The following is a 14,009-nucleotide window of genomic DNA, read 5'->3' on the forward strand; positions in this document are numbered from 1 at the left end:
CCGGATGGGACCACCGCTCCGAAACCGCTGGCGGCAACAAAATCCCTTGGGGCGCTTGGGTTTTTACCGCTTTAGCGCAAGCTCCGAAGGGCCGCTGGCAAAGCACTTTGTCACTCGGTTGCCTTTTGTTGCTATTCGCGGATTTACCTATCACTAGCAAATATGGTGTTGATTAGCGCTCGGTTAACTCCGTGAAACAGGTCCATCCGCTTGCAGCCCGCCCCTCAGCCCACTTCCCGCACCACATCGTCCGCCGACTCGGCCAAGGCTTCGGCCGGCCGGGACCGGGCCGACAGCAACCGGGCTGCCGAGAAGGCGGCGCGGCGCCTGCTGTCCGGCATGCTGGGCCCGCGCCGCGACCGGGGGATGCTGATCCTCGCATCCTTCGCGCTGAACATCTTCGGGCTGGCCCTGCCGGTCACGCTGCTGCACGTCTATGACCGCATCCTGCCGAACGAATCCTACGGCACCATGCTTCTGCTCGGCATCGGCTGCGGGGCGGCGGCAGTGATGGAGGCGATCCTGCGGGTGGCGCGCTCGGCGCTGACCACCTGGATGGGGGCGAGGATCGAGCACCAGTCAAGCGCGTCGCTGATCGACCGGCTGATGCACATGCCGCTGAACGCCTTTTCCCAACAGGGAATCGGCACCCATTTCGAGGTTTACCGCGCCATCAAGCTGGTGCGGGAATTCTATTCGGGCCAGGCGCTGCAATCGGCCATCGACATCCCCTTCGCCATTCTCTACCTGGGCCTGATCGCCCTGCTGGCCGGCTGGCTGGCGGCGATCCCGGTGGCGGTGCTGGGGCTTTTCCTGATCGTCGGCGCCGTGCTGGGCCGGCGGATGCGCCGGGCGCTGGAAAGCCGCCACACGCTGGAGGAGCGGCGCCTGAACTTCATCAGCGAGGTGCTGGGCGGCGTCCACACCGTGAAGGGCCTGGGGGCCGAGGCCGGCCTGCTGCGCCGTCACGAGCGCCTGCAACAAGGGTGCAGCGAGGAGGACTTCACCGTCGCCCGCCTCAGCGGCACCGCCTCCGTCGTCGCCGGCACGCTGGCGCAGTCGACGATGATGCTGGTGGTTCTGCTGGGCAGCGTGTCGGTGATCGACGGGGCGATGACCACCGGCGTGCTCACCGCCTGCTCGATGCTGGCCGGGCGCTGCGTGCAGCCGGTGCAGGCGCTGTTCGACCGCTGGGTGCGCTACCAGTCGGTGTCGCTGGCCCTGCGCCGCATCGGTCATGTCCTGCTGGAGGTCGGAGCCGACGGCGCCGCACCGTCGGCCGGCCGGGATGGAAATTCCGAGTCGGACGGTGCGGTCGCCACGCCGCTGGCTCCCGGCTCCATCGAGATGGACAAGGTCACCTTCGCCTATGACCGCGGACCGGAGATCCTGAGCGGCCTGTCGCTGAGCGTCGGGCCGGGCGAGTTCCTGGGCGTGGTGGCGACCAACAGTTCGGGCAAGACGACGCTTCTGCGCCTGATCCTGGGGGTGCTGCGGCCGCGGTCCGGCGAGGTCCGGGTCGGCGTGCGCACCTTGACCGGGGCCGACGCCATGATCGGCATCGGCGGCGTCGTCTATGTCGGCGAGCATCCGGAGCTGTTCAAAGGCACCATCCTGCAGAACCTGACGCTGTTCGACCCCAGCCGGGCCGATCTGGCGATGGAGGTTTGCCGGCGCCTTGGCCTCGACCGCCGCATCGCCAGCCTGCCGCAGGGCTACGAGACCATCGTCGGCGACGCCTCGCAGGAGGCGCTGCCGCGCGGCGCGCGGCAGATGATCTGCCTGGCCCGCGCGCTGGTCCGCGAGCCGGCCGTCCTGCTGCTGGACGAGCCAAATTCCTCGCTCGACGTCGAGTCCGACAAGGCGTTCCGCCGCGCGCTCGACGAGCTGCGCGGCAGCGTCACCATCCTGCTGGTCAGCAGCCGCCCATCGCTGCTGTCGCTGGCCGACCGGGTGGTGCAGATCGTCGACGGCCATGCGGTGGCCCGCAACCCTGCCGCCGAGGCCGTCGGCGGACAGCCGGCGCTGGTGGCTCCCGTCTCCAGCGCCCCGGCACCAGAGGCCGAGGCCGGCGCCGATGCGGAGCCGATCCGCGCCGCCCATGACGACGGCGACATCCTGCGCCGCCGGCTGGCCGAGGCATCGGCCGTCGGCGCCTGCATGGTGCCGCTGCTCGACGCGCTGGGCTGGCGCGGTGCGCCGCAGACGCTGGCCGAAGCCCTGCCCCACTTCTCCGAGGTGCAGACGGTGGAGGAGCTGTGCGACGTGTTCCAGCGCCTGCATTTCGAGGGGCGCAGCCTGCGCTTCGACCTCGGCCGGCCGGAGCCGTCGCTGCTGCCCTGCCTGTTCCGTGCCCGCGACGGCGGCATCTACACGCTGCTGTCCGCCGATGCCGACGGCGTCACCGCCTTCAGCGGCCAGTCCCGCGAAACGGTGACGCTGAACTACGGCAAGGGCACGGCCTACGTCTTCACGCCGCTGGAGACCGCCTCCGGCGCCGGGAACCAGAACTGGGTCGGTTCGGTCATCCACGCCTATTTCCCGCTGCTGTGGGCGGTGCTGGGGCTGAGTGCCGTCATCAACCTGCTGTCGGTCGCCGCCCCGCTCTTCACCATGGCGATCTATGACAAGGTGATCGGCACCGGGTCGTTCGACACGCTGGCGACCATCGCCGTCGGCGCCTTCCTGGTGATCGCCGGCGACTTCGCCCTGCGCCAGATCCGCGGCCGGGCGCTGGCCCATGCCGGCTCGCGCATCGCCCGCACCGTCAGCAACGCCACCATCGACCGCATCCTGATGCTGCCGGTCGGCATGAGCGAGCGGGCGGCCATCGGCACGCAGATCGCGCGGGTGAAGGACCTGGAGTCGATCCGCGATTTCATCAGCCAGGGGCAGGTGGCGGCGCTGTTCGACGTGCCCTTCGCCCTGTTCTATCTGGGCGTGATGGCGGTGCTGGGCGGACCGCTGGCTCTCGTCCCGCTGGCCGCCGTGCTGGTCACCGCCGCCATCGGCGCCGCCGTCCACCCGCTGGTGCGCGCCCGCACCGGCACCACCGCGCGCGCCGACACCGAACGGCAGGAATTCTTCGTCGAGATGGTCGCCAAGATGCCGGCCCTGCGCGCCATCGGCGGGCTGGCCCACTGGCGCGACCGCTATGACCGGCTGTCGGCCCGCACCGCCCGGTCGGGCCACACCGCCGCCAACCTGTCGGCGACCCATGCGGCGCTGGCCGGGCTGGTGGTGCCGGTGGCGGGATTGGCTACCGTCGGCGTCGGCGCCCTCCAGGTCTTCGCCGGCACCATGACGCCGGGCGCGCTGATGGCGTCGATGATGCTGCTGTGGCGGGTGATGGTGCCGTTGCAGACCGCCGTCTCCATGCTGCCGCGCATCGAGCAGCTGCGTGCCAACGCCCGCCAGATCAACGGTCTGATGAGCATCCGGCCGGAGCGCGAGCCGCGTTGCGCCACCTTGCAGCCGCGCCGGCTGAAGGGCGAGGTGTCCTTCTCGCGCGTGTCGCTGCGCTACCGCAACGATGCCGATCCGGCGCTGGTCGGCGTGACGTTCAATGTCAAGCCGGGGCAGATCGTCGCCATCGTCGGGCCGGACGGCGCCGGCAAGTCGTCGCTGCTGAAGGTGATGCTGGGGCTCTATGCGCCGCAGGCCGGCAATGTGCGCGTCGACGGCGTCGACATCCGCCAGATGGACCCGGTCGACCTGCGCAAGTCCATCGGCTATGTGCCGCAGGCCAGCTCGCTGTTCTACGGCACCATCGCGCAGAACCTGCGCTTCGCCGACCAGACTGCCGACGAGGCCGAACTGCGCTGGGCGCTGTCGCTGGCCGGCGCGCTGGACGAGGTGGAGGCGCTGCCGCGCGGGCTGGACACCCGCATCGGCGACAACCAGTCGCTGCGCCTGTCGCCCAGCCTGACCCAGAAGATCTGTCTGGCCCGCGCCTACATACGCCGTCCGCGCATCCTGCTGCTGGACGAGCCGGCGAGCCGGCTGGACTTCGAGGGCGACAAGGCGCTGCACGCGGCGCTGGCCGCCCTGCGCGGCCACAGCACCATCTTCCTGGTCACCCACCGGCCGAGCCACCTGACGCTGGCCGACACGGTGCTGACCATGGATGCCGGCATGATCGGCCCCGCCGCCCCGGCCGGCGGCCTGCCCGGCCCCCGTCCGGTCGGTCCCGGAACAGGCCCGGGAGGCGGCCCTGGTGGCGGCAACAGCGTCGCCAACGGCATCGCCGGGGCGCTGCTGGGTGGGATCGGGCTGCAACGCCCGCCCGGCGTCGCCGCCACGCCACAACGCTGATCCGGGCGCTGACGCCTTTCGCTCTTTCCTCCAGTCCCGTGTGAACCGCAAAATGGCCGCTTCAGACCTCGCCCGCCCCACCGGCAAATCGCTCAGCGCCGACGATGCGACGCTGTCGCTGGTCCGCGCCACCATCGTCGTGCTGGTCCTGCTGATGGCGGCCCTGCTGACCTGGGCCACGCTGATGCCGGTCAAGGAGGCCGTCGTCACCGCCGGGCAGGTGGTCCCGTCCGGCAACGCCCAGGTCGTCCAGCATCTGGAGGGCGGCATCGTGTCGTCCATCCTGGTCAAGGAAAGCGATCTGGTGGAGGCCGGCCAGCCGCTGCTCGTCTTCGATCCCAAGCAGGTCCAGGCGGAGCGCGAGCAGATGAACGCCCGTCTGCTGACGCTGGAACTGCGGGCGGAGCGGCTGCGCGCCTTCGCCGCCGGGCGGGCCCCCGATTTCGCCCGCGTTTCCGGCCCCGACACGCCGCAGACGGAGTCGCAGGTCGCCGACCAGAAGCTGATCTACGACACCCAGCGCCAGGCCCGCGACACCGCCATCGCTGTCCTGCGCGCCCAGGTGTCGCAGCGCGAGGCGGAGCTGGCGCTGTATGAGGGGCAACTGGCCAACATCAAGGACCAGATCACCTTCATCACCGGATCGGTCGACATCCGCAACAAGCTGGAATCGATGGGCTTGTCGTCGAAGCTGCAATCGCTGGAAACCCAGCGCGAGCAGTCGCGCCTGATGGGCGAGCAGCGGCGGATCGAGGGCCAGATCATCGCCACCGGCCAAGCGATCACCGAGGCCGGGAACCGCATCCTCGACCAGTCGGCCAAGCTGTCGCAGGACGCCGTCACCGAGATGGGCACCGTCACCGCCGAGATCGCCCAACTGCGCGAGGCCCGCGCCAAGCTCGACGACCGTGCCCAGCGCTTGACCGTGCTGTCGCCGGTGCGCGGGCTGGTGCAGGATCTGCGGGTCAACACCATCGGCGCGGTGGTGCCGGAAGGCGGCGTGCTGATGCAGGTCGTCCCGGTCGACCATGAAATGACGGTGGAGGCGCATGTCACCCCGCGCGACGTCGGCCATCTCCAGGTCGGGCAGGAGGCGACGGTCAAGGTGCTGACCTACGACTTCGCCCGTTACGGCGCCATCACCGGCAAGCTGCTGCGCATCTCCGCCTCCACCTTCCTGGACGAGCAGCACCGCCCCTATTACAAGGCGGTCGTTGCGCTCAGCCGCAACCATGTCGGCCGCGACGACATCCAGCACCCGGTGCTTCCCGGCATGACCACCCAGGTCGAGCTGCCCACCGGCGAACGGTCGCTGCTGGAATATCTGCTGAAGCCGATCTACTTCGCCCTGTCCGACAGCTTCAACGAGCGGTGAGGATATCGGCCGTCCCCTCTTCCCGCCGGGGAGAGGGGACGGCGGCCACCCTCTGCAAACGCTCCACAAACGCAAAAAGGCCGCCGGTCCTGACTGGACGGGCGGCCGACATGGGAACGGTGTAAAGGGTCAGTAGGCGCCGAGCGACCGGGCGACGGCGGTGAATTCCTCGGCGAGCCAGCCTTCCTGCCGGATCAGGTGTCCCATCAGCTGCTTCAGCGCCGCTTCATAGGCCTCGGCCCGCTCATCGGCCGACAGGCCGGCCGCGGCGAGACGGGCGACGAAATCGTCTGCCGCCTGCTCGGGTCCGATCTTCTCAGCCTTGCGGGAGTCGGCCTGGGTCATGACTTTGAACAACCTGGGAGCGGTGTCGGCGATCTGCTGCGGAACCATTTAAGCGCCTTGATGCTGGAGGCGATGCCTGCCCCCATAATGGGTGTACGGAACACGTGTGTGAAGGGACCATTTAGCGCTTAAATGAAATAAATTTTGAATGCATTTGATGCATCTCGTTTCAATTGTGTCGGCCTGTCGGCCAAAAGTTGCGGAGGTGCTGCAAGCAACGGCTCCGACACAGCTCGACAGAATATGTCACGACATACCAGTAGCAATCATTCGTGCCAGTACCTAAAATTGCCGCGATTCAGCAGCGCCCGTGAACGCCAATGGCCGGCCGCCCCAACCGCAGCGCCTCCCTCCAGACCGCTCCGCTCCGCGCGGTCGAACCCGATCCGGCTGCCGTCAGCCTGGACAAGGTGAAGGCGATTCTGGCTCCGCTGGACCGGGCACAGAAGTCCAAGCTGTTCGAACTGGTGCAAGCCGGGCATCTGGAAGACGACCAGATGACGGTGGAGGTCGGCCGGCTGATCGTCGCCATGCTGAACGGCCCGCGTACCGAACATGCGCGCCGCATCTGGACCGGCTGGTTCGATCCGGTGATGCTGCGCACCGACCAGTTGATGCTGGCGGAAAGCCGGCCGCCCGGCTGCATGCATGTGGTCGACGCCAGCGCCTGGTGGTTCGCGCTGCTGCCGCATCTGCGCGAACTGGCCGGACGGGTGCAGTCCGACATCGCCGCCCGCGCCAGCGAACATCCGCTGGACAGGGTCCTCGCCTCCCCCGCCGCGGCGGACTGGGCGGAAGAGCTTCGCGTCCGCTCGCTGGCCGTCCTGCGCCAGCGCGGCGTGGCCGGGCCGCTGCTGGCCACCGCCAACTCCGAACGGCTGACCCTGCTGCGCAAGCGCGGGCTGGCGGGCGTGGCGCCGCTGTCGATGGGCGATCTGGCGATGCTGGAGTCCATGCTGGATCATGCGCCGCTGTGGAAGGGCATGGTCCGCCCGCGCGACACCATCGGCATCCTGCACGCCGTGTCGGAGATGGCGGAGCACGGCTCGCCCGACGGCGCGATGCACTATGCGCTTTCCCTGATCAACGGGTCGCGCGATCCCGATCAGGCACTGGCGCTCCATGGCATGTCGCCCAGCCCGGCGCTGGTGGAGGCCGCGGTCGGCCATGTGCAGTTCGCCTGGCAGTGCCTGCGCCAGAAGCTGGAGGATCTGCATCTCAGCCGCCCTGCCCCGCCGCAGCTGACGGCGGGCGAGACGGTGGACCGCCTGCAGGAGCGCGCCTTCCGCTGGTACGACGCGTTGCAGAGTTTCGGCGTCGAGCGCGGCGGACGCAACTGGGCGGCGGTCTCGGCCGCCGTCGGCCGGGTGACCGGGCTGGTCGAAGGAGAGGTGGTGCCGGTGCTGAGTCACCGGCTTCTGACGCTGAACGCCAGCACCTCGGCCCGGCCGCTGATCGACCCGGTGCGCTTCATCAACGGCTTCAACCACCGGCTGCGCCGCCGGGGCATCGCCGCCTCGACCAACCCCTGGCTGACGGCAATCGGGGAGCATCTGGCCGCCCTGTTCCGCCAGATCGGTGCCTATGGCCGGGAGGACGCGCTGTCGGTCATGGCCGACCTGTGCGAACTGGCGGAGGAGGCCGGCTACCCCATCGAGGTGACGGCCATCGACAAGACCCTGCTGGGCATCGCCGAGCGGGCCCTGCGCGATGGCCGTGAGCTGAACGTCGGGGAAAGCAGGCTGATCGAGCGCGTCGTGACCGTCGCGACCGAGGAGCGCCGCCGCTGCCGCTGGTGGGTGTCGGGCGAACTCGTCAGCCTGCTGGATGCCGCCCAGCAACGCGGCATCGGCCCGACGCCGCAATAGCCCCCACCGGTTGCCGGATCAGGACGACAGCTTGATCCCCGATTTCATGGTGGCGAGCGCCAGCTGGGTGCGGTTGCGCACGCCCAGCCGCTGCATCACCGTGCGCAGATGGACCTTGATGGTGCCCTCCAGCACGCCCAGCGCGCGGGCGATTTCCTTGTTCGACTGGCCTTCCAGCAGCAGGCGAAGCACCTCGCGCTGACGTTCGGTCAGCCCGTTGACGGCGTCGCTTTCGGCGCGGACCGGCGGCATGGCGGCCGGCAGCGGAATGCGGATCGGCGTACCGCCGCGCACGGCCGGGGGGGCCGGGGCAAAGATGCCGCCTTCCAGCACGATCGGCAGCGCCTGGTCGAGCACCGCACTTTCGCATCCCTTGTGGACGAAGCCGCGGGCGCCGGCGCGGATGCAGGACGCGATGACGTTGCCGTCGGTCGCACCCGAGACCACGATCACCGGCACGTCGCCGGCCGCCTCCAGCATCTCAGCCAAACCGCTGTGCTCGTCGGCGTCACCCATCTGAAGATCGTAGAGGATGGCGGTCAGACCCGGTTCGGAGTTCACCTTGCGCACGGCATCGGCCAGCGATCCCGCCTCGATGATCGCGACATCCTCATAGCGCTGGCGCAGGGCCAGCGACAGGCCGTAGCGGACCAGGGCATGGTCGTCGACAATCAGGAACTTGAGGGGAGCGCCGGACAAGCCCCGGCGGTCGGACGCCTGATCCAATTTTGCTGAGTCATGAGCGTGCTGCACGTGATGGTCCACGTTTGTTCCCCTTTACTCGCCTAAAGTGCCATCTGCCCATGGAAACGCAGGACATGACGCAACCTTAGGACCAGTGCGACAACAGTATGAACGGTTCGGTCGGCTGGCATGAGGGGGCATGGGGATAACCAGCTTCCAAACCGAAGGTGGCACTCCAGACCATCAATGGTGGCGCCTGCGCCTTTTACGTTCGGCAAGCGGAACCGTCACCGAGAAGACCGATCCACGATCCGGCCAGGAGCGCAGGCCGACCGCGTGGCCGAGCCGGCCGGCGAGCCGTGAGACGATGGCCAGCCCCAGCCCGACGCCGCGCTTCTGGTCGCGGCTCGGGTTGTCGAGCTGCCGGAACTCCTCGAAGATGGCCTGCTGGCTATGCTCGGGGATGCCGGGGCCGGTGTCCCACACCTCGATGCGTAGGCAATCGCCGCAGCGGCGGCAGCCCAGCAGGATCTTGCCGGACACGGTGTATTTCAGCGCGTTGGCGATGAGATTCCGCAGGATGCGCTCCAGCAGCTGGGCGTCGCTGAGCACCATGGCGGTGCTGGGAACGGCCCGGAAGCGCAGGCCGCGCATCTCGGCCTGCGGCAGGAATTCGCCATGGATGATTTCCAGCATCGTCGCGACCGGCAACGGCTCGATCATCGGCTCCAGCACGCCGGCATCCAGCCTCGCCGTATCCAGCATGCCTTCCAGCAGGGTGCGGATCGACAGGTGCGCCGCCAGCAGCCCGCCCATGATCGGCCGCTCCGCCTCGCCCAGACGGTTGCGCAGGACGTCGAGGAACAGCCCCATCGACATCACCGGCTGGCGCAGGTCGTGGCTGGCGGAGGCCAGGAGCTGCAGCTTGTCGGCATCGGCGGCCTGAAGGCGGCGCAGCTCCTCATTGGTGCGGGCCAGCTGGCTATTGGCCTCCTCCATCTGATCCAGCGTGGTGCGCAGTTCCTCGTCCATCGCCCGCAACTCTTCCAGCGAGGCGTGCAATTCGGAATCCGAGCGTTCGAAGTCCCTGCCGCGGCGCTCCAGCGCGGTCTCGCGGATGGCCAGCCTCTCCTGAATCGCATCCAGCTGCGCCAGGGAGTGGCGGTAGCGCTCCGTCATGATCGACAGTTCACGGGTCTGCCGGTCGATCAGTTCTTCGGCATCGCTTTGGCGTCGTTCCAGATCCTCGATCAGCGTCTGCGCCTGCTCCAGCTCGGCCGACAGGCGCATCAGCGCGTCGGGCGTCCGGTCCTCCTTCAGGGCCTCCGCCACGCAGATGAAATGTTCGGTTTCTCCACGCACCCCCACCAGCGGCGTGATGACGAGGCTGCACAGATAGTCGCTGCCATCCTTGCGCCGGTTGACCAGGGAAAGACGGGCGGCACCGTTTTGCCGCAGGTCACGCCGGATGGTCGCAACCACGGCGGGATCGGTGCGGCGGCATTGCAGAAAGCGTGGGGAGCGGCCGATGGCCTCGTCCGCCCGGTAGCCGGTCAGGGTGGTGAAGGCCCGATTGACATAGAGGATGGTCGGTCCGGGAACATCGAGCTGGCTGTCGGTGACGATGACGGCATGGTCCATATGGTCCCACAGGGGTTGCACGACCAGCGGCATGGCCTTCATTCCGGTACCCGCGGTCCGGCCCGCCATCTTGAATCCATGGTCATCGGACATTCCATCAACCCCTGCCAGCAGCACCAACGCGCCACCTTGTGTCAAGTCGCCAAGGTAAAACAGCAGTAAGTTCACTATCTAAACTGTCACGGTCAACCGCCGTTCCGGACAGCTTCTTTAGAGCGATCAGCATGACGGGAATTGAGTATCGGAGGCCGATCGGTCCTGATACCGTCGTTTACAAGTAAACCCGTTGGGCTTCTCTTTTCGTCTCCATCACGCAAACCGGCCTGACGATCAGCGGCTGGTGACCTCCGCACGGCTGTCGTCGAGACCGATCCGCTGCCGTTCCGTCACGTCATGGGCCATGGCGACGAGAATCGGCGGCTGTTCCTCCGCGAAATACTGCATGCAGATTTCCATCGGACGCAGCGTCTGGTCGGGCCCCTCGATGGTCGTTTCGAACACGATCTCGGCCTTTTCACCGGACAGCAGCGGCCCCACCAGCCGGGTGAAGGCGAGGGCGTCGATGTCCGGCATCAGGTCGTGCAGGGCGATCTGGCGCAACGCCTCCAGGGAATAGCCCAGCTTCAGCTCCGCCCCCTTGTTGACCAGCTGGAAGCTGAAGGTGGCGGGATCGATGAAATAGACCTCGTTCAGCGACTCCCCGATGATTCGCCCGAGATATTCGGCGAAGGCGTCGGACCGTGCCCGTTCCGTCACATCCTCGATGATCAGCACCACGCCGCGCGCCAGCCGGGTGTCGTAGAGCAGCGGCGACAGGCGGATGCGGCAGGTGATGCGCCGGCCGCGGCGGTCCATCACTGTTATCTCCACCGGCTCGACCGGCGCCTGCGTCGTCAGGATGTCGTGCAGCGGACGGCGCAGGCGCTGCACCGGCAGGCCGATGTCGAGGTCCAGGAACACCTCACCCATCACTTCCTCGTTGCGCAGGCCCCAGACATTCTCGCTCCAGCGGTTCCAGGACTGAACGGTGAGGTTGTCGTCCAGAACGATGATGCCGACGTCGATGCTGCGCAGGATCGATTCGGAATACAGGCGATACTCGCCCGCCTCCTCGCCCTGCCTGCGCATCTCCTCGTTGGCGACCTCCAGCTCCTCGTTGGTGGAGCGCAGCTCCTCGTTCATCGTCTCCAGTTCCTCGTTGGTGGACTGGAGTTCCTCGTTGGTCGTCTCAAGCTCTTCGTTGGTGGACTGCAGCTCCTCGTTGGTCGTCTCCAGCTCCTCATTCGAGGACTGGAGTTCCTCGATGGTGGTTTCCAGGCTTTCCTGCGCCGCCTCGATCTCCTGTTGCAGCAGATAGATGCGGCTGGTGTCGAAGAAGCTGAGCAGCGTGGCGAAGGCCTTGCCGTCGCGGCTGTAGAGCGGCGACACCTCGATGGTCAGGCGGACCGGCTCGGCCCCCGGCCGGGTGAAGGGCTGGTGTTCGATGCGGACCATCCGGCCTGAATTGCGCACCTCCTCGATCCGGCTGCGCAACTCGGTCGGGCGGTAGGAGATGGTCAGGTCGTGAAACGGGCGGCCGATGTCGCTTTCCTCGACATCGAACAGGCGGCGCGCATGGGTGTTGGCGAAGATCAGCACCCCTTCGGCATTCACCGCCAGATAGCCGGTGGAACTGCCGTCGACGATGCTCTCCAGCAGCCGCGCCTGCTGGTTGACGCGGGGACCGCCGGCCTCGTTGGCCAGCGACAGGCTTCCGCCGGCGCTCCGCCGCCATTCCTGCGGCACCTTGGCGAAGATGCGGCTCTTCAGGTCGACCGGTTCGAACATACGCGACCGGGCCAGCTGGGTCTCCGCCTTGCCCAGGAACAGGAAACCGTCATTGACCAGGGCGTAATGCAGCCGCGGCAGGACGACCCCTTGGGTGTCGGCCTCCAGATAGATCAGCAGGTTGCGGCAGATCAGCAGGTCGATGCGGGAGATCGGCGCATCGCTGACCACATTGTGGCGGCCGAAGATCACGCATTTGCGCAGGTCGCGCTGGAACACGTAATGATTGCCGATGCGCTCGAAGTAGCGTTCCAGCAGCGGCTCCGGCACAGATTCCACATCGCGAGGCCCATAGGTGGCGTGGCGCGCGGTGTTCAGCGCCGCATCGTCCAGATCGGTGGCGTAGATCTTGACGCGCCGGCAGAACTCCGCCGTCCCCAGCGCCTCGGCGAACATCATCGCCAGCGAATAGGGTTCCTCGCCCGATGCGCAGCCGACGCTCCAGATCCGGATCGGCGCCTGGTCGCCCTTGCGTGCCAGGATGCGGGGAACGACCTCCCGCCGCATCACCTCCCACGCCTCGCCGTCGCGGAAGAAGGAGGTGACGTTGATGAGGACGGTGTTCAATAGATCGACGAATTCCTGCGGATGGGCTTCCAGAAAGGCATGGTAGGCGGCGAAGCCGTCGCAGCCGACCTCCTCCATCCGCCGATGGATGCGCCGCTCCAGGCTCGTGCGTTTGTAGCCGCGGAAATCGATGCCGCGGCTTTCCTGGATGTGACGGATCAGATTGTTGAAATCGTTGTCGGGATCGTCGGTCGTCTTGGTCATCGTTCTGCGTCATGACGGTGTCCGGGACAGCTTAGTCGCCTGCCCGCCCCCGGCTCAAGCGGCGCGGAGACCTACGCCCTTCCCGGGAATTGTTGGAAGGAACCGGGGAATTATTCAGCCAATCGTGAAACGCCGCAGCGGCGGACCTGTTCTGGTTTCATGGAGAATCGCGACATCATCGCCATCGGTGCGTCGGCCGGCGGTCTGAGCGCCCTCACCCGCCTGTTCGGCGCGATGCCGAAGGGGGGCACCCCGACGGTGTTCGTCGTCCTCCACATCACGCCTAATGCCACCAGCGTCCTGCCGCAGCTGCTCGACCGGACCGGCTGGCTGCCGGCCTTCCATCCCGTCGATGGCGAGCCGATCCGCCCCGGTCACATCCATGTGGCGCCGCCCGACCACCATCTGCTGGTCCACCGCGACCGGGTGCTGGTCCGCCGCGGCCCGCGGGAGAACCGGACCCGGCCGGCGGTGGACCCGCTGTTCCGCTCGGCCGGGGTCGCCTTCGGCAGCCGCGTCGTCGGCGTCGTACTGTCGGGCACCCTGGACGACGGCACGTCCGGCCTGCGGGCGATCCGCCGCTGCGGCGGCATCGGCGTCGTCCAGGACCCGGGCGATGCCGAATGGCCGGGAATGCCGCAAAGCGCCATCGACAACGGTGAAGCCGATCACGTCCTGCCGCTCGACCATATGCCGGCCCTGCTGTCCCGGCTGGCCGCCGAACCGGCCCCACCGAGCCCACCCGTGCCGCTCGATGTCGCCACCGAGGCGCGGATCGCCGAGCAGGAGTTCACAGCCGTGTCCGAAGACACCCAAGCGGTCGGCTTGCCGACCACCCTGTCCTGCCCGGAATGCGGCGGCGGCCTGAGCGAGATCCATGACGGACCGGTGCTGCGCTTCCGCTGTCATGTCGGCCATGCCTACAGCCCCGACAGCATGGAGGCGGCGCAGGCCGAAGCGATGGAAACGGCCCTGTGGGTCGCCCTGCGGACCCACGAGGAGCGGGTGGAGCTGTTCCAGCGCCTGGGCGACTATGCCCGCGAACGCGGCCAGGACCTGATCGCCGCCAATTGGGACAGCCAGAAGCAGGAGGCCCGCAGGAACGCCGACCTGCTGCGCGCCGTGCTGTCCAAGCCGGAGGTCCGGAACACCAGCTCCCAGAAGAAGCGGTGATCGGGCGGTTG

Annotated in this window: 8 protein-coding genes; 4 read left to right on the plus strand and 4 right to left on the minus strand. The window is 67.8% G+C overall.

Features of this window, described 5'->3' with window-relative positions; genetic code table 11:
• Positions 1-210 precede the first annotated feature (210 nt).
• Positions 211-4,314: a peptidase domain-containing ABC transporter gene (locus ABNQ39_RS17750; RefSeq protein WP_376962213.1), complete on the plus strand. Its 4,104-nt coding sequence runs from the start codon at positions 211-213 to the stop codon at positions 4,312-4,314.
• Positions 4,315-4,366: 52 nt separating this feature from the next.
• Positions 4,367-5,689, plus strand: a complete 1,323-nt coding sequence (locus ABNQ39_RS17755) for an HlyD family type I secretion periplasmic adaptor subunit (protein ID WP_376962215.1) — start codon at positions 4,367-4,369, stop codon at positions 5,687-5,689.
• A 129-nt stretch (positions 5,690-5,818) separates the two neighbouring features.
• On the opposite strand, the gene ABNQ39_RS17760 is transcribed toward ABNQ39_RS17755, so the two are convergent.
• Positions 5,819-6,034: a hypothetical protein gene (locus ABNQ39_RS17760; protein ID WP_174473752.1), complete on the minus strand. Its 216-nt coding sequence runs from the start codon at positions 6,032-6,034 to the stop codon at positions 5,819-5,821.
• Positions 6,035-6,354: 320 nt separating this feature from the next.
• Here ABNQ39_RS17760 and ABNQ39_RS17765 point away from each other — a divergent pair, with 320 nt between their 5' ends.
• Complete coding sequence (locus tag ABNQ39_RS17765; protein WP_376962217.1) at positions 6,355-7,902, plus strand: hypothetical protein; 1,548 nt, start codon at positions 6,355-6,357, stop codon at positions 7,900-7,902.
• 18 nt (positions 7,903-7,920) lie between these two features.
• Here the strand turns inward: ABNQ39_RS17765 and ABNQ39_RS17770 are convergent, their stop codons facing one another.
• The 3 genes from ABNQ39_RS17770 to ABNQ39_RS17780 all read right to left on the minus strand — a co-directional run bounded on the left by ABNQ39_RS17770 (position 7,921) and on the right by ABNQ39_RS17780 (position 12,825).
• Positions 7,921-8,601, minus strand: coding sequence for a LuxR C-terminal-related transcriptional regulator (locus tag ABNQ39_RS17770; RefSeq protein ID WP_376962219.1), 681 nt, complete (start codon positions 8,599-8,601; stop codon positions 7,921-7,923).
• Positions 8,602-8,829: 228 nt separating this feature from the next.
• A complete protein-coding gene (locus ABNQ39_RS17775; RefSeq protein ID WP_376962221.1) occupies positions 8,830-10,260 on the minus strand; it encodes a PAS domain-containing sensor histidine kinase in 1,431 nt (476 codons plus the stop codon).
• 297 nt (positions 10,261-10,557) lie between these two features.
• A complete protein-coding gene (locus tag ABNQ39_RS17780; RefSeq protein ID WP_376962223.1) occupies positions 10,558-12,825 on the minus strand; it encodes a CheR family methyltransferase in 2,268 nt (755 codons plus the stop codon).
• Between the two features lie 159 nt (positions 12,826-12,984).
• Between ABNQ39_RS17780 and ABNQ39_RS17785 the strand changes: the two genes are divergently transcribed.
• Positions 12,985-13,998 (plus strand): chemotaxis protein CheB, encoded by a 1,014-nt coding sequence (locus tag ABNQ39_RS17785; protein WP_376962225.1) that lies wholly within the window; start codon positions 12,985-12,987, stop codon positions 13,996-13,998.
• Positions 13,999-14,009 lie beyond the last annotated feature (11 nt).

The sequence above is a fragment of the Azospirillum sp. A26 genome (assembly GCF_042604635.1).
Lineage (GTDB): Bacteria > Pseudomonadota > Alphaproteobacteria > Azospirillales > Azospirillaceae > Azospirillum > Azospirillum palustre.